Source organism: Microbulbifer sp. THAF38 (genome assembly GCF_009363535.1).
GTDB lineage: Bacteria > Pseudomonadota > Gammaproteobacteria > Pseudomonadales > Cellvibrionaceae > Microbulbifer.
On record NZ_CP045369.1, the window covers coordinates 4,303,607 to 4,324,771 of the forward strand.

The 21,165-nt window shown below is 50.7% G+C and carries 17 protein-coding genes and 1 pseudogene; 7 read left to right on the top strand and 11 right to left on the bottom strand.

The features are described 5' to 3' along the window. Positions 1–70: 70 nt before the first annotated feature. Together FIU95_RS18630 and FIU95_RS18635 are read right to left on the bottom strand one after the other, a co-directional pair. Positions 71–2,215, bottom strand: a complete 2,145-nt coding sequence (locus FIU95_RS18630) for a transporter substrate-binding domain-containing protein (RefSeq protein WP_216646282.1) — start codon at positions 2,213–2,215, stop codon at positions 71–73. Between the two features lie 384 nt (positions 2,216–2,599). Continuing rightward, entirely contained in the window at positions 2,600–4,102 is a 1,503-nt protein-coding gene (locus FIU95_RS18635; protein ID WP_152455409.1) for a hypothetical protein, read from the bottom strand. A 329-nt stretch (positions 4,103–4,431) separates the two neighbouring features. Between FIU95_RS18635 and FIU95_RS18640 the strand changes: the two genes are divergently transcribed. Beyond that, a complete protein-coding gene (locus tag FIU95_RS18640) occupies positions 4,432–5,982 on the top strand; it encodes an alpha/beta fold hydrolase (protein WP_152455411.1) in 1,551 nt (516 codons plus the stop codon). A gap of 146 nt (positions 5,983–6,128) precedes the next feature. Then, positions 6,129–8,864, top strand: coding sequence for a M1 family metallopeptidase (locus tag FIU95_RS18645; RefSeq protein WP_152455413.1), 2,736 nt, complete (start codon positions 6,129–6,131; stop codon positions 8,862–8,864). Positions 8,865–8,994: 130 nt separating this feature from the next. On the opposite strand, the gene FIU95_RS18650 is transcribed toward FIU95_RS18645, so the two are convergent. The 3 genes from FIU95_RS18650 to FIU95_RS18660 all read right to left on the bottom strand — a co-directional run bounded on the left by FIU95_RS18650 (position 8,995) and on the right by FIU95_RS18660 (position 12,839). Then, complete coding sequence (locus FIU95_RS18650; protein ID WP_152455415.1) at positions 8,995–9,576, bottom strand: HdeD family acid-resistance protein; 582 nt, start codon at positions 9,574–9,576, stop codon at positions 8,995–8,997. Positions 9,577–9,951: 375 nt separating this feature from the next. Beyond that, the gene (locus tag FIU95_RS18655) at positions 9,952–11,265 is read right to left on the bottom strand and encodes an aspartate aminotransferase family protein (RefSeq protein ID WP_152455417.1); all 1,314 of its coding nucleotides are present in this window, start codon (positions 11,263–11,265) and stop codon (positions 9,952–9,954) included. Positions 11,266–11,393: 128 nt separating this feature from the next. Continuing rightward, complete coding sequence (locus FIU95_RS18660) at positions 11,394–12,839, bottom strand: NAD-dependent succinate-semialdehyde dehydrogenase (protein ID WP_152455419.1); 1,446 nt, start codon at positions 12,837–12,839, stop codon at positions 11,394–11,396. Between the two features lie 206 nt (positions 12,840–13,045). On the opposite strand from FIU95_RS18660, the gene FIU95_RS18665 reads away from it, so the two are divergent. From FIU95_RS18665 to FIU95_RS18685, 5 genes are all read left to right on the top strand, one after another. After that, a complete protein-coding gene (locus FIU95_RS18665; protein ID WP_152455421.1) occupies positions 13,046–13,966 on the top strand; it encodes a LysR family transcriptional regulator in 921 nt (306 codons plus the stop codon). A gap of 190 nt (positions 13,967–14,156) precedes the next feature. Next, positions 14,157–14,534: a PH domain-containing protein gene (locus FIU95_RS18670; RefSeq protein ID WP_152455423.1), complete on the top strand. Its 378-nt coding sequence runs from the start codon at positions 14,157–14,159 to the stop codon at positions 14,532–14,534. A gap of 105 nt (positions 14,535–14,639) precedes the next feature. Further along, complete coding sequence (locus FIU95_RS18675) at positions 14,640–14,861, top strand: hexameric tyrosine-coordinated heme protein (protein WP_256366396.1); 222 nt, start codon at positions 14,640–14,642, stop codon at positions 14,859–14,861. Positions 14,862–15,196: 335 nt separating this feature from the next. Further along, positions 15,197–15,715: a nuclear transport factor 2 family protein gene (locus FIU95_RS18680; protein WP_152455427.1), complete on the top strand. Its 519-nt coding sequence runs from the start codon at positions 15,197–15,199 to the stop codon at positions 15,713–15,715. Between the two features lie 291 nt (positions 15,716–16,006). Continuing rightward, on the top strand, positions 16,007–16,468 hold the full coding sequence (locus tag FIU95_RS18685; protein WP_152455429.1) for a YccF domain-containing protein: 462 nt from the start codon (positions 16,007–16,009) through the stop codon (positions 16,466–16,468). Positions 16,469–16,575: 107 nt separating this feature from the next. Here the strand turns inward: FIU95_RS18685 and FIU95_RS18690 are convergent. From FIU95_RS18690 to FIU95_RS18715, 6 genes and pseudogenes are all read right to left on the bottom strand, one after another. Beyond that, a pseudogene (locus FIU95_RS18690) lies at positions 16,576–17,019 on the bottom strand (transposase); the annotation flags it as partial. Further along, positions 17,007–17,258, bottom strand: coding sequence for a transposase (locus FIU95_RS21835; RefSeq protein ID WP_152456463.1), 252 nt, complete (start codon positions 17,256–17,258; stop codon positions 17,007–17,009). The gene FIU95_RS21835 and the pseudogene FIU95_RS18690, both read right to left, overlap by 13 nt. A gap of 502 nt (positions 17,259–17,760) precedes the next feature. After that, the gene (locus FIU95_RS18700) at positions 17,761–18,036 is read right to left on the bottom strand and encodes a hypothetical protein (protein ID WP_152455433.1); all 276 of its coding nucleotides are present in this window, start codon (positions 18,034–18,036) and stop codon (positions 17,761–17,763) included. Between the two features lie 725 nt (positions 18,037–18,761). Continuing rightward, the gene (locus FIU95_RS21385; protein ID WP_216646283.1) at positions 18,762–19,184 is read right to left on the bottom strand and encodes a hypothetical protein; all 423 of its coding nucleotides are present in this window, start codon (positions 19,182–19,184) and stop codon (positions 18,762–18,764) included. 72 nt (positions 19,185–19,256) lie between these two features. Then, complete coding sequence (locus FIU95_RS18710; protein WP_152450975.1) at positions 19,257–20,204, bottom strand: IS30 family transposase; 948 nt, start codon at positions 20,202–20,204, stop codon at positions 19,257–19,259. A 78-nt stretch (positions 20,205–20,282) separates the two neighbouring features. Continuing rightward, entirely contained in the window at positions 20,283–20,912 is a 630-nt protein-coding gene (locus FIU95_RS18715; RefSeq protein ID WP_152455435.1) for a hypothetical protein, read from the bottom strand. Positions 20,913–21,165: the final 253 nt, after the last annotated feature.

Here is a 21,165-nt window from a genome sequence, read left to right on the forward strand (position 1 = left end):
TCATTGAGGTTTCGAAATTGGCAATTAAGGCGATAGCAGCTGGAGTCTAAACGTTCGAAAACGGTCAATATCATTCTACATTCTGAAGATATCCATTACGCTCAACACCAAGATAACCAATATATCGATCCCGAATCTCCCGCACATACTTAACCGGTTCACGTCCTCGTACGTAGCCAAAACGGCTTTTTCGGTAGTATTCCGGCTTGGATAACAGCAGCATGGCCTGTTCCACATGGCCAAACCACTGATTGGGGTTCAGCTCCAGCTGTTGAGCAAGGGCCCTGGCGTCTTGAACATGGCCGTGTCCTGCATTATAGGCAGCCAGGGTAAAGTATATTTTTTGTTCCAGGGAAATATTCTGGGGGAATCGTTGGTCCAGCCAACCGAGATAGGCTACCCCCGCACGAATGCTGTTTTCAGGTTCATAGAGATTTTCTACCCCCAGTTGGCCGGCTGTGCGTGGCAGCACCTGCATCAGGCCTTGGGCTCCAGAGAAGGAACGAGCGCGGGGATTGAACCGGCTCTCCTGATACATCTGCGCAACTACCATACGCCAGTCTCGATCGGTTTTATCCGTGTATTTATGCACTATAGGATCATAGGGAGAAAGGGCATCACTGTTGCGCAGGCGGTTTTCCTGATGACGTAGAATATGTTTCTTTTCCTTGAAGTATTTGTTGTAAGTGACATTAAAAAAAAGGTCGCGATCGTGTTTGTTCAAGAAATTATTTAATTGTTCCAGTAGGCGGCTTTGGTCAGCACGCACAGCCCAAGCTATCTCTCTAGTATTGGGCAACTCTGCCACGACTCTAAAGTCGTCACGATAAGTGCTTTCGATCGCCACCAGGTGGGAATCTGCAACGGTATAGGGAAATATTCCCTGGGCAACGGCGTCAATTAAATACTCTGTGGTAGCGCCTGGCTGTTCGGATATCTGAATGGGAGCAACTCCCCGCTCCCGCTGTAGCAACATCATTTCTGCAAGGCTTTCGTGGTAGCTGGTCTGTGGATTAACAGCCACCATTTTGCCCGACAGCATTTGCTCTAAGGGGACATCCCCCTGCAGGGAAATATCTGTACTCGGGGCAATCACCTGTTCAGTCACCTGGAGATAGGGCCGTGTAAAAACCAACCCCTGTTGCCGACGTGTTTCGGTGACGGTAAGGGATGCAGCGATCATATCGCCCATACCTGCCTGCAGGGCATCAGTCAAATCCATATCCGCATCGGGCACTACCATACTGAGGCGAAGCTTATGATCCCGGGCGAATTTTTTTAGCAGGTCATAGTCGAAGCCCATCAACTCCCCACGCCAGATAAAATAGGAGGCTGGATGGTTGCGAGTGAGCACACGCAGTGTGCCACCCTCTAAAATGTTTTCCCAACCTCTGACGGGCTTACTGGAGTTTTGACCGGCTAATACCAATTCAGCCGTCAGGAATTCGTTGAGCTCCCGCCTCAACTCGGTGGCATTAAGGCGCACTGCCCAGGCGATATCTCTACTGGACTCCAACTGATCGCTGGCTGTGAGCTGTGGGTAATTGGGTAGGAGCGCATCGGCCAAATTACTATCCATGACGGTAGCCTGATACTCCCCTGCGGCAACAGCAGCTAAAAGCGTACTGTTTGCTACTGCCCCATCCAGCAGCGTCACTTTATAGGGCTGCCCGGTATCCTCTTGGAGGGTTTCGGCATAGGCACTACCGCGGCGCACCGCCACTTCTTGTAGTGGCTTATCCATATCCCGCAGAGTGATGAGTAATTCGTTCACGGCTTGCAGTGGACGTGTGAACGCCACTTGGCTGCGGCGATTGGGCGTGCGGGAAAAGTTAGTCGCAATGACATCGCCACGACCTTCTCTCAAGGCGGGAATCAGAGCCGCAAAGTTATCCACATACACCCACTGAGGCCTCAGGTTGCGGCTGAAGGCAAACTTCTCGGCGAGCTGCCGCCACTCCCCCTGCGGCAAGCCGCCACGCGGCAGGGCATCCTCTTCAGGGCCTCTCGGCGCGAGTAAGCGCAATATGCCGCGCTCTTGTAATGCGGGGAAGTCTCCGCGCTCTAGGTAGTTTACGAAAGCGCTTTTAGTCTCTTCAGTATTTTCTGAGAGTGCCTCCACGGGTTCCCCCTGCTGCGAGGCGTGCTTTTCACAACTGACCGAAAAAATAAGAGAAACGAATAGAAAAGCTACCGTAATTAATATTTTTTGCACAATTCAACCTTTTTCAGCGAATTTTTATTGTTATCAACCTGCATAATAATTATGGATCAGGTTAATGCGGCATAAAGAATTACCGCCGCCGGTCTTAATCGGTATGCACAAGCCGTGCAGCACTAGTCTATGAGACTTTTAATACTCTTTTCCTCGAATGACGAACATTTACCAGGTTTCAATACTAGCGATAGCGAGTCATCTTTTTCATTGTCAGTGATTAACAGGCCCTAGATCGCAGTATAAATAAATCGTACCAGTTTCCACGCCACCAATAAAAAAGCCCGGCAAGGAAATTGCCGGGCAAATATACGTTGGCGACTATGGGTTGTCTCTTACAGCAAGTGACAACCCCTCTATTATTTTGCGAGCGTCTTATGGTTATTAGCTGGATTTAGGTTTGCCCTGTAGCTCCGCCAATCTCATTTTTATTTCTCGGTTCTGCTCCTCATCCGGGAGTTCGAACATCAGCGGCTTTGCCACCCGTGCAAAGTATTCCGCATTTTTCTGCTGGTACAACTCTTCTGCCAGCCACTGGGCAATATGCAGCTCTCGAGGTGCGCGGTTATAGGCCTCCTCCAGCTTGGCTAGATATTCTTCTCGGGGGTAACCCAGCATTTCCATGGCCATGGCCAATCCAAACCAGTGGGAGGCATTCTTCGGTTCCCTCTTCACCAGGTAGTCGAATTCCTCACGGGCCCTTTTCAGACTGCGTAAATCGCGGGCGTCGTTAGGTACCGTGGCCTGTTGATTAACCGTTAGCCAGGCGTGGGCATTCAGATACCAGGGTTGTTGGCGATCCTTTTTCGGCACACTGGCGAGCAAGTGACTGGCCTGGGGGAAATTCCCTACACGCAAATCCGCACTCGCCTTAATGGCAGCCAGTTCAGTGCTGTATATCCCTGTGTGGTAGGAATAGGTAATCAGATCGTCGAGCGCCTGCAGGTTATAACCGGACTGGGCAATAAAGTTCGCCAGTACATTAACGGCCTCACGCTTGTGCAGGCGCTTCACCTGGGGAGTTACTTCCTTAAACTCAGGGGGAATGACGCCACTGACCACCTCATACTCTCCCGAGTCGAATGCGGCGACATACGCTTTTTCCAGTTCCTTCACCGACATGCCCAGAGCTTTTTCCAGTGATTTCACCGGATCGGCACCATCGTTGTAGTCTTTAACAAACAGCTTAAATTCCTCTGCCTTGTCGCCCTCCATCATCAGCCAGTGGGACAGCAGCCAACCGCTGGCATACACATCCGCTTTCTCTTCGGGGTCGGTGTCGTACACCGTTGCACGAAGCAACCGGTCGAGAGGCATCAGCCCTGCGTACATCAATGTCTGGGCGCGTTCCTGGGGTATTTCACCTAACTCATAGCGACCCTTTTTAGGAAAGGACATGGTCGCCATAAATTCGGCAAAGCCCTCGCTGTACCAATAGGGAAAATGCGTGGTATTGCCGTTATAGCTGAGGAAGTGGGTGTATTCGTGAAAGAGAAATTCACGGGCCTTAAGCTGCTTTTTAACAATGCGGCCATCCAGGTTCACCAGGGCGTAGCTACCCTCGGCTGAAGTATCAAACAGGCCGTTCGTCATATCGGCCAGTTCGGCCCCAACCAGGCCCGCATAGGTATCGCGGTCTCCGGCTGCATAAATCGTGAGCTTGGGAACATTGGGATCAACTTCCAACAGCTCTATGGCTACGGCGCGATAGCGCTCCAGGTCGGCCACTAGGGTTTTTACCGCACTGGGATCACCATCGGTAATAACCTGGAAGTTCTTGCTGTCTACCTGATACCAGATCTCCTCGCCGAGATAGCGGGGGGCGGCATTGGCAGAAAGTAAAAAACCGAAAAAAAGTACTAAGAAAACAGCTGAGCGAGAAACCATAGTTCAGGCCACCGAGTCATTGTTGCCGAAGCCCTCCGTGGCCAAATCGTAGAGGCCACACACTAACGGTTTTTATTGATCAAAAAAAGAGCAACATGAATAAGAAATGAACTTTTTAGGCGATTTTTATGTGACCAGCTGGACAAAGGGATTTTAAAAAAGTCGACATAAAAACCTAATGGGGACAGCGACAGGCAACGAGACAAACGTCTCATTTTTTACCGAAACAGCATACAAATAAGCGGCCGGCTTCTATATATTGCGCAGTTGACCAATGTGTTACACAGGGTCAAAAAAATAAAAATAATTTACTTTGATGAGAGAAAAAAATGAAAACTGCACCACTACTGGCGCTGCTTGGCGGCGCCATGATGTCGGCCTATGCCTGGTCGGCACCAGAATATATCGCCGATGTAGATATCCCCTCTTTTGATGGTACCCAGTTAGATGCCAACCTGTTCGTACCTGAGACTCCTCCCCCCGAAGGCGGCTATCCCACGGTTATTTTCACTAACAGCTGGGGTTTGGAAAAACACCAGTACCACTTCCAGGCCAAGGAACTCGCGGAGAATGGCTACCTGGTCCTGAGTTACTCCACGCGGGGCTTTGGTTTTTCCGGCGGTCTGGTGGATGTGGCCGGGGCCAATAGTATTGCCGATGTGGGTGTACTCATCGATTGGCTCGAAGCCAACTATCCCGTGGGCAAGCTGGGCATGGCCGGAATTTCTTACGGCGCTGGTATTTCGCTGTTAAGTGCCGCCCAACATCCCCGTGTCGATGCCGTGGCCGCTATGTCCGGTTGGGCGGATGTGGTTGAGGCGCTCTACCCCAATGAAACGGTCAACCTGGTTTGGGGCGGTCTGCTGGTGGGCACCGCCTTCCGCAAGGAGGCAGAGCTTACGCATCTGTGGAGCGACCTGCGCAACGGCCAAAATATGGAGTCGGTGATCGAGTTTGCCGCCAAGCGCTCCGCCGTCAGTTATGTGGACGAGCTGAATGCGAATGGCACTGCTGTGTTGCTGTCGAATAATTTTGCCGACTACCTCTTCAAACCCAACAGCATGACCGACTTCTACTCCCTGCTGGAAGGGCCCAAGAAGTTGCTGCTGAACCCCGGCACTCACGCCATTACCGAAACACTCACCGGTAATTACGGGCATATTTGGACCACCACTTTCCGCTGGTTCGATCACCACCTGAAAGGGGCAGATAACGGCATCGACCGTGAACCCAAAGTGGATATGACCGTGCGTATCAGCAACAAGCTGGAGCACTTTGAGGATTATCCGGTAACTCAGGAAAGCACCACCTGGTACCTGCGCCCACGCTTCACCATGTTCGATAACGGCAGCATGAAAGGCAGCAAGTACAGTGGCTGGAGCTGGCGCAACGAATTCCATGGCGGCGCGGACACCTTTGCCGGCACCGGTATCCCATTGATATCCGACGCTTTGGAGGGCTTCGGTATCCCGGTGTACACCCCCATGCTGGCCATCAACGGCTACTTCGCCATCGAATACAAATCACCCGTTCAGTGGGAAACCCTGAAGATTCGCGGCGAGCCGCAACTCGAGATGTGGGTGAAACCGAGTAAAAAGGAAGTGCAACTGAATGCGCACCTCTACGATGTGGGCCCACTGGGGCTCGGCCGCTTGATCACCCATGCCCCCATCACCCTGCACAGCGACCAATCCGGGCAGATGCAGAAGTTTGACTTGGAGCTGTTCACCACCAGCTACGATGTCCCCCCAGGACACCGGGTGGTTCTGGCTATCGATACCCAGGGCCTGATTTATCAGAAACCCGATAACACCAACTACACCATTGAAGTGCCCTACAGCAGCAGCAAGGTTTCCAGCTTGACCGTGCCGCACCTGTAAATTTTCCCAGCAACTCCACGCCCGGCCCTGGTGCCGGGCGTGGCCTTCCCATCGAGCTCATCTCCCCCCTTCCGCTGGCCTGACCCGCGTATTTTTCCGTCAAAGCGTTACAATGGCCTTTTTTTGGCCAAGTACCCCATCGCTCTATGAACATGAAGATACCGCTCGCCCTGCTGAGCGCGGCGCTGTTATCAGTAGCAGTCGCCGGGTGTAACCCGGCGGAAAAGGCCCCGCAGAAGATCGACCAGGAATCCAGCACGCAAATGGCGGTCCTGGATATCAGGGAAGCCCCAGAGGGCAAACTCCCCCAGGGTGTAGAGCCCAGCGCCTATCGTCTGGATCTGACCCTCGATCCTCGCAAAGATACTTTCAATGGCCGTGTCGCTATCGACATTCAGATGACCCAGGCCAGCAACCATATCTGGTTGCACGGTAAGAACCTGTCGGTAACCAAAGCCACTGCGCAACTGGCAGACGGGCGTGAGGTGCAAGCCAGCTACCGCGAGGTCCTCGACAGCGGCGTCGCCATAGTCGAGTTCGACGAGACGCTGCCGGCCGGCAGCTTCACCCTGCAGCTGGATTACGCCGCCGATTTCGATCGCAACCTAGCCGGTCTGTTCAAAGTGGAAGAGCAGGGCAATGCCTATGCCCTGGCCAAATCTGAGTCCATCCAAGCGCGTAAATACCTGCCGGGCTTCGACGAGCCCGGCCTCAAGGCGCCATTCTCCATCAGCCTCACCGTGCCCGAAGGCTACACCGCCATCAGCAATGGGCCGGAACTAAAACGCGAGGTTGTGCCGGGCGGCATGGAGAAAGTGACTTTTGCCACCACTCCGCCCATGTCCACTTATCTGCTGTCTTTATCGGTGGGCCCCTTCGATGTGGTTGAGCGCGCAGCTATTCCACCGAGCAAGTATCGCAGTGAGCCGATCCCTTTACGCGGTTTTGCGCGTCAGGGCCGCGGCGGCGATATGAATTACATTCTCGATATCACCCCCAAAATGGTGGAGACCTTCGAGAATCAATTACAGCGCCCCTACCCCTTCAAGAAACTGGATATTATCGCCGCCCCCCAGTGGCCCAGTGGTGCCACCGAGCTGTCTGCAGCCATTACCTATCGCGAGCAACGCATCCTGGTGGGCGATAACCCCGCACCCGGCGCGCGTCTGGCTTTGGTGGAAGTACACGCCCATGAAATCGCCCATATGTGGTTTGGCAACCAGGTAACGCCACCCTGGTGGGACGACCTTTGGCTCAAAGAGGGCTTCGCCACCTGGGGTGAGCCGTTGGCGCTGCGTATCATGGAGCCCGAAGGCGGCCACGACCTGAACGCCGCCACTTACGCCATCGGCGCCATGCAACTGGACTCCCTCGCCAGCACCCGCGCCATTCGCGAGCCGGTGAGCGACAACAACAATATCCGCAACGCCTACGACTCCATCACCTATTCCAAGAGTCTGGGCGTCATCAATATGGTGGATAACTACTTCGGTGCCGAGCGCTTCCGCCCAGCCCTGGGGCGCTACCTGGAAGCCTTCAGCGGCGGCGAGGCGGACTCCCCCTCTTTCTACAAAGTGATCGGCGAGGAAACCAATACCCCGGAATTAACGGAAACTTTCCGCAGCTTTGTCGAGCAAAAAGGTGTGCCGCAACTGGAGCTGGCCCTGGACTGCAGCGATCCGGCCAAGACCAAACTGCATATCACCCAGAGCCGCTATAAGCCCCTCGGCTCCCCTATTGCCGCAACTGGCCAGCAGTGGAGCATCCCCTTTTGCTTTAGCAGCGATAGCGGTACACAGCAGTGCCAGATCCTGACCGGTAAAGAGGAAACCCTGGAGATTGCTTCGAGCAGTTGCCCCAGCTGGGTAATGCCCAATGCCCAGGGCAGCGGCTACTACCGCTGGAACCTGCCGGAGCCCCAATGGCAGGCCCTTACCGAACGCTTTACCCAGTTGACCCCTACGGAGCAACTCTCGATTATCGACAGCGCCTTCGCCGCCTTCGAAGCCGGTAAGCTATCCGCTCCTCGGTTACTCGATGTCGTGCGCCAATCTGCCAAGGCAGACAAGCGCCAGGTAATTGCCATGCCCCTGAGTTACCTGCGCAAGTACCGCGATAATTATCTGAACGGTGCCCAGCGCTTGGCCTTCCTAAACTTTGCCCAGAACCTGTACCTGCCGCTCTTGAGCAACAGTGCTGGCAGCGAAGATGCCGACCAGCAAATGCTGCACAGCGCCCTGCTCGGTTTTATGGCACTGGTGGCGGAAGACCCGGATACACGCAAACAGTTAATGGAGAAGGCGATTGCTTTTACCGGCTATAAAACCGGGCGCGATCCCCAGGCATTGAATTCGGATCTTTACGAAGCTGCACTGATCGTGGCTATCCAGGATGCCGGTCAGGGTTTCCTCACGCACCTGATTAAAGTGCGCACCGAGCTGGATGATCCCCGTTTTGAAAACGCCAGTGCCAACGCCATCGGCAGCAGTAATAGCCCCAAGCAAATAGAGACTATCCAGAAGTTAGCACTCAGCGAACAGATGGGTCCGCGGGAATCTTTTGCACTGATTCGCTATGCCCTGGCGCAGCCGCTGGTGCAGGAGCAACACTGGGCCTGGCTACGGGATAACTTTGTGCAAGTCGTGGATAAAATTCCGGCACAGATCCGCCGCCATACGCCCGCATTCGCCAACGCCTTCTGCGATGAAAAGCGACTGGATGAATTGCAACAGCTGTTCGCCCAGCACGGCAAACTGACACCCGGCTACCAGCGCAGCCTGGCGCAGACCGAAGAGCGCATTCATTTGTGTATGGCACTGCAGGAAAAAGGTCAGTCGCTGATGGAAGCTCTGCCAAAGTCGGTAGATCTGGCAAAACAATAAAACCATTATTTTTTCTCTCTGTCGTGCAGGGTAAGAATATTTTCCTACCCTGCACGCTTAAAACCTCTCTGCCAATAACCAGTGCAGATATTTAGGTATTGCACCGGACCCTAGCAGCAGGCCCCAGCCTTTAGGTCTCACCGTTATTGTGTTTGCGCAGGCGAAATGCCAGCCAGATCATAGGAAGTCCAAAGATAATGGCATAGGCCCCAATCACCCACACCAATGCCAGGGCACCCGCTCCGGGGCTGACCAGTATTGCCAGGCCAAAAATTACCGAGAGCACACCAATCGCGATCAACAACCACTCGTTGTCAATTTCCTTGCGCAGTCGGATCGCCCCGACAATCTCAAAAATCCCCCGTACCAACGCCCAGGCGCCGATAAAAATCACCAGTACCAGCGCGGTTACCTGGGGAAACATAAAAGTCACGATACCCGCGGCCAGGCTGATCAGGCCAGACACGATCAGCCACCATAGAGGCGTGCTCGCATGACGCCCCATAACCGCTGCAACCAGAGAAAAAATACCATCGAGCAGAGCGTAAATACCAAAGAGAAAAACCAGGGTGAGCAGTGACAGCCCCGGCCAAATAAATGTCAGCACACCGAAGATCACCGCGATTACGCCGCGCAATAACAGCAGCCACCAGTTGGCGGAGAGCACCTTCAATATAGGGCCGGTGGGGAGGGGGGAGATATCAGTGGACATAAGCAGTCCCCGAGTTACAGATCTCCATTAAGTTAAGCGCCAGATTGGGCAGACTTCCAGCTCAGTAAGTATTTTCCAGGATAAACAACAAATTACGGGAGAGGCGGCCCACGAGCGCGACCAAATAGTCGACTCTGCAAAGACTGTGATCGCGCCGCAGGCCGCTAATTCCAGTGTAGCCGTAACCGACAAAAAGACGCAGAAAGCGCAAAAACCTGGAGAGTAGAAAAATTAAAAGGCGGGGTTGTGTAAAGGTTCAATGTGTAGGGCTTGGAAAAGTTCACGGGGCTATTAAAGGCGAGAAAAACAGAAAAAATCAAAGTGAAAAACAGCGAGAATACCGGCAGCTATAAAGCTGCCGGCAGAGGGTACGAATTAAGCCAGCTCGCTGATCACGCCGCGCAGCTTATCCACAATCGCATCGATTTCGTGCTTTTCGATAATCAGCGGTGGAGACATACACAGGGCATCACCGATACCACGCGCCATGACACCGGCCTCCCAAGTCATCCCGGAAGCCTTGCCACCGAACTTGCCTTTGAGGTTTTCAGGGGCGCGCAGCTCGATAGCACCAACCAAGCCGTAGTTGCGCACATCGATCACATTGTCCAGGTCGGCCAGGCTGTGCAAGGCGTTCTCCCAGTGTTGGCCGATCTCACCGGAAGCACGGGTGAGCAGGCCCTCGCGCTCGTAAATATCCAGAGTTGCCATACCCGCGGCACAGGCCACCGGGTGTGCGGAATAGGTATAGCCGTGGAAAAATTCCACCATACCTTCTGAGGCCGCATTCATAATGGTGTTGTGGATTTCGTCTTTTACAAACACCGCGCTCAAAGGCACCGCCGCATTGGTAATACCCTTGGCAGAGGTGATCATATCCGGAGTGACATCGAACTCGATGGAGGCAAAGGCGGAACCGGTACGGCCCCAGCCGGAAATCACTTCATCAAAAATCAGCAGCAGATCGTGCTTGTCACAGATCTCGCGCAGGCGCTTCAGGTAGCCTTTGGGTGGCAGTACTACACCACCGGCACCGGCAAACGGCTCGACAATGACCGCAGCAATTTGATCCGCACCGTGGAAAGCCACCAGGCGCTCCAGATCTTCCGCCAATTCCACACCGTGCTCCGGCAAGCCGCGACTAAAGGCGTTGCGCTCGATATCCAGAGTGTGACGCATATGATTGGCTTTCACCGGCTGGCCAAAGCCCTGGTAATTGGGGGCGATACCGCCCACAGAAATACCACCGAAGTTCACGCCGTGATAGCCCTTTTCGCGACCGATAAACATGGTGCGAGTGCCCTTGCCACGTGCACGCTGGTATTGCAGGGCAATTTTCAGTGCAGTTTCCACCGCCTCTGAACCGGAGTTACCGAAAAATACATGGTTCAGGCCATCGGGAGTGTGCTTAACCAGACGCTCGGAGTATTCGAAGCCTAACTCGTGGCCAAAATTAAAGATGGAGCTGTAATCCAGGGTTTTCGCCTGCTGGTAAATCGCTTCGGCAATTTCTGTGCGACCGTGACCGGCATTGCTACACCAGAGGCCGGCGGTGGCATCGATAATTTGGCGACCACCTTTTTCGGTGAGGTAGATACCCTCGGCGCTCTCCACAATCCGCGGGGCGGATTTAAAGGTGCGGTTGGGGGTAAAGGGCATCCAGAAAGCGTTAGTTGGCATTTCAGACATAAACTGTATCTCCGCAAGTTCCCTGAAACTTCAAAATATTTGCAAAGGGGAGCCAGAGACTCCCGCGAATTTGTTCAGGCGCTTGTGCTCTCAGACAAGCGCGCAGCACTGCCGTTCGAAACGAAAAATCAGGCTCCGAAGCAGCAGTATTTGGTCTCGTAGAATTCGGCCATGCCCTCGACACCGCCCTCGCGGCCAATGCCAGATTCTTTGTTCCCGCCAAAGGGCGCCACGGTGGTAGAGAAAACCCCGGTGTTACAGGCGATCATGCCGTATTCCAGCGCTTCCACCACACGGTTCGCGCGGCGAATATTCTCGCTCATGACATAGGCGGCCAAACCGTAAGGGGTGTCGTTGGCACGGCGGATCACATCGGCTTCATCGGTAAACTTCTGTACCGCGGCGATGGGACCAAAGTTCTCCTCCTGAGCCACACGCATAGCATCCGTGACGCCGGTCAGTAGGGTGGGCGCAAAATAGTTTTCTCCATTGGGCAGCTGCTCACCGCCAATCTCGATTTTCGCCCCGGCTTCTACCGCATCCTGTACCAGGTCCTGTACCCGATCCACCGCACGGCGATAAATCATCGGCCCCATGCTGACACCCTCTTCAGTGCCATGGCCGATTTTCAGCGCGGCCACTTCGGCACGCAGCTTTTCCACAAACTCATCGTGTACCGACTCGTGCACATAAATGCGGTTGGTGGCCACACATACCTGGCCGGCATTGCGGAACTTGGTCGCCACGCAGGCCTGTACCGCCGTCTCCATATCCGCATCGTCGAATACGATAAAGGGCGCGTTGCCGCCCAGTTCCATGGACATCTTCTTCACGGTGCTGGCGCACTGTGCCATCAGCAGTTTGCCCACGGCGGTAGAGCCGGTGAAGGTAAACTTGGCTACGCGCGGGTCCTGGGTCAGTACCTTGCCGATGCCCGGTGAATCACTACCGGTCACCACATTGATGGTGCCCTTGGGCAGTCCGGCCTCTTCTGCCAGCTGGCACAGCGCCAATGCGGACAACGGGGTCTCCAGCGCTGGCTTGATCACCACGGTGCAGCCGGCTGCCAGCGCCGGTGCCGCCTTGCGGGTGATCATGGCGTTGGGGAAATTCCACGGGGTAATGCAGGTCACCACACCCACCGGCTGGCGGATGGTGCTCAGGCGCATCGCCGGATTGTGAGTGGGAATCGTCTGGCCGTAGGCGCGGCGGCACTCCTCGGCGAACCATTCGATAAAAGAAGCGCCGTAGATAATCTCACCCTTGGCTTCCGCCAGCGGCTTGCCCTGCTCCAAAGTGAGAATACGCGCCAAATCATCACTGTTGTCCACAATCAGCTGGTACCAGCGCTTGAGAATAGCGGCACGTTCACCGGCAGTGCGGCGGCTCCACTCCGGGAAAGCCGCGCTGGCTGCGGCTACCGCCGCCTCTGCATCCGCCGCTGAACCATCGGCCACTAAGCCCAGTACTTCGCCATTGGCCGGATCGCGCACCTCTGCAGTGCCCGCGGCATCCCGCCACTCTCCATTGATATAGTTCTGAGACTTCAACAGGTTTGGATTCGCCAGTTTCACCGGAAAACTCCTGATAATTTAGTGTTATTAATGGTATTGCGACGATTCTGGCCGCAGCAGCCCGGGGAGAATAGTAGTATTTCTCGAACTAAAGTTTATATTTATCAAACTTAAGCGTGAAGTGGCTTTGACCACCCAGCCCTCCCTCCGTAGGCAGTGGATACGCTACGGCAAACAAACTCAGAAAACACGGGGTAAGTTGGTAAATGGGCAAAACAAAAAGCGCCTTAGGAGGGCGTCTCAGTGACATAGACCTGCGTTTGCTGCGGGTTTTTCGTGAGGTAGTGCGCGCTGGCGGCCTAGCCCCTGCCGAGGTGGCACTCAATATTGGCCGCTCCACCATTAGCGTACATATCTCGGACCTGGAAACCCGGCTGGGTATGCAGCTGTGCCTGCGCTCCCGCGGCCGTGCCGACTTTAAACTGACGCCTGAGGGGGAATCCCTTTACCAGGCCATTCTCGAATTGGATGGCCACCTGGAAGCCTTTAAAAGCCAGGTAAATGCCATTCAGTCTCACCTTACCGGGACCCTGCGTCTGGTGATGCCCGACGATTTGTTGGAGATACCACAGCTCAACCTGCCGGCAACTATTGCCCATCTGCGCCAGCAAGCTCCCCAGCTGCACCTGGAAGTACAACTTGCCGCTCCGCAGGAACTGGAACTGGAAATACTCGCCGGCCGCGCTGATGTCGGTATCAACCCCCTGCACTCACACCGGCCAGGCCTGGAATACCAGCCGCTGTTTCAACACCAATCCACGCTCTATTGTGGCGCCCAACACCCCTGTGCCCAGGCCGACCAGGTCAGCGAGGAATTACTTACTCAGCAGGAGCTGGCCGCACCCAGTCACGCCGTGCTGTCCGGCGCAGCGCATCTATACCGCCTCTTCCCAAAACGATCCACCGCCAATCATATGGCCGCTCGGCTCTCGATGATTCTGTCCGGCTGCTTTGTTGGATTTCTGCCTGATTACCTCGCACAAAAATATGTGGAAACTGGCAAGCTAAAGCCACTAATGGCCGAACGCTTTCACTACCGAATCCAGAATGCGGCAACTTTTAAAAGGAGCGCAGCGGAGCACCCGGCTGTGCAGCTGTTTTTACAGGCTTTAGTGATTAAAAACTAGCTCCAGAAAAAATACAGAAACTTAAAGTGTGTAGAGACTAGCAGCCCAAGGTGAGGACTGCGGCTTTCCTGATTTGTTAGTAAGGACAAAAATCCAGCTGACCACTCAACAAGCAAGAAATTTTTCACTATTAAAAAAGCGGATCATCTATACAATGGGTGAGCGTAAGAATAATTCACATGGAAGCGTTATGATCGATTTTAAGAGTTCACCCATATTCAAACTCAAGCCTATTGAGATCTCCGAAGCTAGGGATGACTTCAATAAGTTCTTGATTGAAGGAGAGGCTATTTTCGCAGGCTTCAAAACCATTCGGGACCAGGTGGTTTTTACTAACAAGAGGATTATCGCAGCCAATGTCCAGGGAATAACAGGTTCCAAGGTCGATTACACCTCACTGCCCTACAGTAAAATCCAGGCATTTTCTGTCGAGAGTTCAGGAACCTTTGACCTGGATTGTGAAATAGTGGTTTATCTCAGTGAGGTGGGCGAAGTCAAGTTTGAAATCAAAGGTTCTTTTGACCTTATCCAATTTAATCAACATATCAGTAAGCATGTGCTGGCTTAATAAAATTGAAAGGCTTCACATTCTGGAGCTTCAATTTTAGCGTCAAAAGCGTATATTTAACCCACCACAGATTTCATACACAAGAGAGGGAAGTTCATGTCACACATGTGGTTAGAAAGTTTAATTACCGAAAATGCTCAACAGGGTTTTGAGTTGGCCATGAAGCTGTCCAGAATGGGAGTGAAATACACCCAACCTTCGGATGAAGTAAGAGGCAAGTTGAGAGCTTCCTACGAAGAAAATGCAGATAGCTTGATCGCCTCTTCCCAGGTAGTTGCCATCAACTTCCAGACAGTAGCTGCCGCCAATAACTACTGGCGCGGTTAAGGGCATTGCGCGCTTTATAGTGAATTTACAAGCTAGTCAAAAGCTTTAAGCTCTGTAAAGCGCCCCTTCTCCCCTCCGACTATAAATACCAAATCCTGCTTTACTTAAATCTACCCCATCTCTGGCTAATTTTCAGCAGCGTTCATTAGCTACATTAAGACGCATCGATATCCTCATTTTTTCAATCTATATTGCATATATTCTTGTGAGTACCGATGGCAGAAAAATCCTATTCTCGACCATTTTATTAATGTCGATATAGGGTAAAGTTCCATTGAGATGATCTTAATGCCATTGGTATCTATCCCCTTTTGGACTAAGGAGCGTTAATAGATATGAGTGAACACGAGGAGCGACTTGTTTCGGTCTGGGAAACCCACACAGCTGCCGAGTTTGAACTAAAGGATGCTGATGCCGCCATTGCCACTATGACCGAAAACCCAGTATTAATTCATGTTCCGGTAAACACAGGAGCAACCGGAAAAGAACCTCTGAGGCGCTTCTATCGGGATATTTTTATTCCGCAGATGCCCGCAGACGCTAATCTGGAGTTGCTGACTCGTACAGTAGGGAAGTGCAGAGTTATCGATGAATTTATCCTGCATTTAACGCACTCCCTGCGTATGGACTGGTTCGCTCCAGGCATCGAAGCCACGGGAAAGAAACTGTCTGTTCCCCATGTTGCAGTAATCGACTTTGAAGGCGATAAAATCAGCTCGGAACATATCTACTGGGATCAAGCCACCGTACTCAAACAAATGGGACTTTTAGATAATTCACTCCCTGTCCTTGGCAAAGATCAGTGTAAACGTTTACTTAATATCAATGCGCCGGTAAACGAACTTATACCGTAAGTTCAAAAAGATAAACCCTAGTGGTATGGGACACTCCTCTCAGTAATATCAACTCAATAAGTCAACCAATTGAGCTGACTCATTAGTATCAGCTATTGTGGTTTATTAAAATTTTTGCCCTAATGCATCTAAAGAAGCCCCGTGCCACGTCAAAGCTGTATGGGTCTATCAAAGGGAGCTGATATCGTCTTTCCAGTAACTGCTGGCTAGGGGTAACTGGGCAAGACCCTCATCTTGGTACCTGAATACCAGCTTTATCAGTTCCCAACAATAACTTAAGAGGAGATTGGTGTGCGCACCCTGGGTAATTTTTTGTGGTTTATTCTCGGCGGGATCTTTATGGGTCTTTGTTGGTGGTTTTTTGCTCTAATTGCCTTTATCAGCATTGTCGGGATTCCATGGGGAAGGGCCTGTTTTGTAATGGGAAAACTCTCATTCTTTCCCTTTGGGCGTGAAGCCATTTCCCGCAAGGAGCTCACCTTAAATGAGGACATAGGTACCAGCGGGTTCGGTTTGATAGGCAATATCATCTGGTTCCTATTCGCTGGAATCTGGCTGGCAATTGGTCATTTGGTTCATGCAATTGCCTGTTTTATCACCATCATTGGTATTCCCTTTGGCATTCAACACCTGAAGCTAGCCGGTATTTCTTTATCTCCGATAGGTAAGACCGTTGTAGATAAAGAAGTGGCACAAGCGGCAAGAATGCGTAATGCCAATGCTACCGTTTCCCAAATGCGCGGTAGTATTTAGTCCCGCCAGAAATAGAGGGGCTTAAAAAGCCCCTAAACTGCGACTCCACTAAGAACCAGGCATAGCAAGGAGAGCTTGAAATGGTATTCACTTTACCAGAAGCTAGTTCATAACTTCTTTAACGTAATTAACATGCATGCAATATAGAAAAAAACACTATAAGTGAAAAAGTATCGCTCCCATTTAACAATCAAACGGCGGTAATTTCCTAGCCAAGCAAAAGTCCGCTCAACTTTCCAACAACGAGCGTACCTTCTGAGCTTTCTGCCATCCTGCCTCGAGACTTTTTTCTTATTTCTCCTGTGTGTACAGATAAGGTCGATTCCACGACTCAACAGGCTATCTCTAAGAGGATCCGAGTCCGCCGCTTTATCATAAACTAAGCGATGAATCTTCGTATTTTTATACGTAACATCAAGTAATTGGTGTAATAACTTCACTTCTGCTGGTGAGGCCGAAGTAATGGTGCCTCCCAGTGGAATACCTTCGCCATCGACCACCACCATCCACGTTGAACCCTTGCCCCGCTTGATTTTCCCTATTTCGAAGCCACTTTTTTTGCTGGTGCAAAGCTGCCATCAGAAAAAACCTCCTCCCAGTTAAGCAAAGACTGCTGATTCAACAGCTCCAGAAATCTTCTCCATGCCTGTAACCAAGCTCCTTGCTCTTCCCAAAATTGAAGCCTTCTCCAGCATGTACTCGGTGATGGATAGTGTGAAGGAAGATCTTTCCATCGCGCTCCAGAACGCAAAACCCACAGGACACCTTCAAAACAAACTCGGTTATCAATGGGTTTTGTGGGCCTCCCTTTCCTTGTTTTAACTCAGGAAGACAAGGTTCGATCAATTTCTATTAATCATTGGTTCACTCTGACTTGAATCGACTCACTGTTACTGGACTTTTTCTATGTAATTGCGTGAGAATAGTCGATTTCAAGTTATGAAACAGCCTCTAGCAAGATAGCGGGCTCTCGCAGGTGATCTACTGTGAGAACCTTAAACTTAGGGTGTTTTTAGTATTCGGCCAAACTCTTTAACAGCTCGATACAATTCTGTATCTCTTGAGCTTGATGAAAGCTTTCAAAAAATATCATTTGCGGGGACATAGTTCATTTTGATGCTGGCCATAAGCCGTAAGTAGACATTCGCAGCTGACATCAGGCATCCCCAATACTGGCTTATATGAATAGCATTTTTTCCAGTGTAGAGAGGTCTCTCAATGAGGGATCAAGTCGGGCTCCGGCGGAGGACTGTCGACAATCACCCCCTGCAGAGAGGCGATTGTCAGCGATCCTACCTCTTAGTGTTTAGAGGTAAAAAAACAACAAAGTAAACGGTCGGAATCCCTACCGCCACCACGAATTCCAACAATTCGCTATCCAATAATCCACCCAGATACAAAGATGCCACAACAATGATACCGGTGACTATCGAATGAGACAGCAGCTTGTCTTTGTTTAAAAGTTCCGCCCCACAATTAGAGCATGGCAACATGGGTTTTTTATCAAAGTTCACTTTGAACCTGTCGATAAAACCTACAGAGTGGCCACAGCGAGCACAAATTTTCACTATCAACATCCTACATCTATTAGATGATCAAATATCTTATTCTGCGCACAACACTGGATAAAGAATGATCCAGACATGAAACTTTGCTCTTTATCAGATCCTTATAAGTTATTATCGATTACCAGTAACGGTTATGCCTAACCTACTTTCAATAATTCTACTCAAATTCAATATGCATTCTTGAATTTTTTCAGAAGAAATTCCAAATAAATTCACCACTATGCGCTCCGAGTCAAAGTGAAAAATTATAAATTTATTTCTGGCATTAACTGATCTAACTTTACTCAAAGAAACCCTCTTGTTACCCATGTAAAAAAAATTATTAACTTCTAAAAAATCATCATGAAGGGCGAGTAATGGCTTTTTAAGTTGAGCGCATATCAAAGCTATATATGCAAAAAACAATCCAAAACAAAAAATCCCCGCGTACATTTTACTTCCAACTACTACATACCACAGATACATCATAGGCAATATAAAAGTGATATGAAGCAAGAGTCTCAAAATTATCCATCGAGAACCAGCATACAATTCAAGCACCGCAAAAATCCTCTTTTATTGCAGAAACAATAATAAATTGAACCAGGGAGATTGCCACAATGGCTAGCAATATAATTAGGAGCGGTAACGCGTAGAAGCTCAATGCCAATATTCCGATCCAAGCTGCTAGCGAAAAACCAAATACCCCCAAACTAGCACCAGCAGCACAGCCTGAAAGCTTCGCATCAACTACTGATAGGAGAACGGCTAACGGGCCTAATTTTTGCAAAGAGGGTCCCTAATCCTACTAGTGCCTCAAGGAATTCCCCAATAGAGACAGCAATACCTGCAAGGCCGAGTAAAGCTCCAATTGCGCTTAAAAGATCACCACCGTTACTTCCCCCCGAAATCTTATAAGCCCCTGCCCCAATCTGTGGATCAATCAGAAGATATCCCTCACCAATCCAACTGTTGAAGTTGATCGGTAGTTCATGTGCCGTAGCAACCTTACCTGCTAATACAGCCAGCCGGATCTCCTGCAGCACGAGGATATTGGCGGCGCGCAGCGGGCTGGCAGTGTTGAAGACGCTGCTCTTGCTAAGCTGCAGAATGTTGTCGGCGCCCTGGATGGAGCCGTAGCTGGGAATGAATTCGATATTGTTGCGCACCCAGTTGTACCGGTACTGACAAGATCAAATCAGCACCCTGGATGAATGATCTGTTAATCATTTGCACAAATCCTAGATTGCCAACATAAGTGACACACGTTTACCCGCCAAAAATTCCAGCGGGCTCAAGTAATTTAGTACTTTCCTAGGTCGAGTATTGATTCGAAACACTGCGTCATCAATACGGCTTTTTGGTATCTTGCCAATTTCCACTCCTTTTGGGAAGAAGCGCCTCAAAAGGCCATTAGTGTTTTCGTTCAGCCCGCGTTCCCAAGAGTGGTAAGGTTTCGCAAAATATATTCTGCATCCTAGCTTCTGCGCAATCGATTGATGACCTGCAAATTCTCCTCCATTATCGAAGGTGATGGTTTTACAGATGGCCTGATATGGCTTCAACATCTGCTTGATCGCCCGGCTCACTGTTTTCTTGCTCTTATTTGGGACTCTGCGAGTGAGCAATAATTTGGAAACTCGTTCAACCAGTGTCACCAGATAGCCATCTTGACCATAAACTGTATCGCCTTCCCAGTGACCGATCTCAGTGTTTTCATCGACAATCGCAGGTCTTTGATCAATATCTATGCGCTCTGGAATAAGCTTTACGCCTGCCTCGGAACCTGCCCGTTTCTGATAAGGTTTGGCTTTCCTTGGCAGACGTGACCTCCAGTTAAGTCGACTGACCCAGCGGTAAATTGTTGAACAACTAACCGTTTTCGCACACCTCTCAAGCTGCATTCGCCCAGCGATTTGTTCAGGACTTGCATTTTTCAGCTGGTGGTCGATTTGTACCTGCATGGCAAAGTCGAGCTTGGTATGTTTAATAGCTCCGTGCCGTCGTTGCAGTGCCTGACGGTGGGCACTCTCGGCACAGTAAGGGCTGTAACGACCAAGCTCACGAGAGATGGTCTTATTGGATCTATTGAGGCGTAGTCCAATGGCTCGGGCTGAATAGTTCTGCCCATTAAGGACCTCAATCTGGTATCGTTCTTTCAAGGTCAGCTGGTTGGTACGGGTTCCCATGAGGTTCCTGGCTTGTTTGTGTGGAAGCTTACTAGCCTACAACCAGCTGGCCTCCTTCGCTATCGCCAAGTGTGTCGGTTATTGTGAGAATCTAGGAATTAACCCAGATATTTTTTTTCCATCAGAAATGAAGCCCTCCAAATCTGAAGGTTTTATAGTTTTCCCTTCATCATAAAAAAGAAGGCAACCGTTGGAGGCAAGAACATAAGGCCTGGAATATTTCCCCAAGACCTCCAGGATAAGCATTAGGGATTTATCAGAGATACTGCTACCCTTTTTCTCTACCATGAAAGGACCAACCTTCTTGGAGGAGCGATCTTCATTCCTCTCAAAAAATCCCCGATTATAGGAAACTCTTCTTGTCCCTATAAATAACTTACATGGAAACCTAACCCTTGAAAAATAGACATTAGACCTATAATCAAATGCCGAACCTCTTGGAATTCTATTTTCCAAAACCCCGTCAGTACCATTTGAAATCAAATACTCAAAATCCCCTCCTCCAACAGACCCAGAACGATTCAAAAAAAGAACATCAAAAGTAATGATATCGAATTTATCTCGTACAGCGTCAGCATAAAATTTATAGCCAATACTATTTGCAGCCTCTTTCACTTCTCTTTTCCGACGATCCATCGGATAGTCCATCAGCTTCACGACAATAAATGCCAAGAGAAAAACCGCACATGAAATAAGTATAAGATCCATTCCTTTCCTATCCTCCTTCCCTAAGAGCAAGAGGATCTAATAGTCCAGTCAACAGTTGATTTTAACTGGGCCATAGCCGCACCCATTACCGTAATAGCCACCAGAGCAAAAAAAGGTGCAGCAAATGCTGCAAAAAAGATAGTCATCGCTATAATCATGGCAATCTTTACAGCGCTAACAATGAGTGACAATATTGCCGCCTGCCTGTATGCCTCATTTGGCCCCTATCACAACCGCCTGCCTAACGCCATCT

Excerpts from the sequence above, each read along its gene's own strand:
- FIU95_RS18635 (WP_152455409.1), bottom strand. The coding sequence starts at position 4,102 with ATGGTTTCTCGCTCAGCTGTTTTCTTAGTACTTTTTTTCGGTTTTTTA.
- FIU95_RS18710 (WP_152450975.1), bottom strand. The coding sequence starts at position 20,204 with ATGGGAACCCGTACCAACCAGCTGACCTTGAAAGAACGATACCAGATT.
- FIU95_RS18640 (WP_152455411.1), top strand. The coding sequence starts at position 4,432 with ATGAAAACTGCACCACTACTGGCGCTGCTTGGCGGCGCCATGATGTCG.
- FIU95_RS18675 (WP_256366396.1), top strand. The coding sequence starts at position 14,640 with ATGTGGTTAGAAAGTTTAATTACCGAAAATGCTCAACAGGGTTTTGAG.
- FIU95_RS18680 (WP_152455427.1), top strand. The coding sequence starts at position 15,197 with ATGAGTGAACACGAGGAGCGACTTGTTTCGGTCTGGGAAACCCACACA.
- FIU95_RS18655 (WP_152455417.1), bottom strand. The coding sequence starts at position 11,265 with ATGTCTGAAATGCCAACTAACGCTTTCTGGATGCCCTTTACCCCCAAC.
- FIU95_RS18715 (WP_152455435.1), bottom strand. The coding sequence starts at position 20,912 with ATGGATCTTATACTTATTTCATGTGCGGTTTTTCTCTTGGCATTTATT.
- FIU95_RS18650 (WP_152455415.1), bottom strand. The coding sequence starts at position 9,576 with ATGTCCACTGATATCTCCCCCCTCCCCACCGGCCCTATATTGAAGGTG.
- FIU95_RS18670 (WP_152455423.1), top strand. The coding sequence starts at position 14,157 with ATGATCGATTTTAAGAGTTCACCCATATTCAAACTCAAGCCTATTGAG.
- FIU95_RS18665 (WP_152455421.1), top strand. The coding sequence starts at position 13,046 with ATGGGCAAAACAAAAAGCGCCTTAGGAGGGCGTCTCAGTGACATAGAC.
- FIU95_RS18645 (WP_152455413.1), top strand. The coding sequence starts at position 6,129 with ATGAACATGAAGATACCGCTCGCCCTGCTGAGCGCGGCGCTGTTATCA.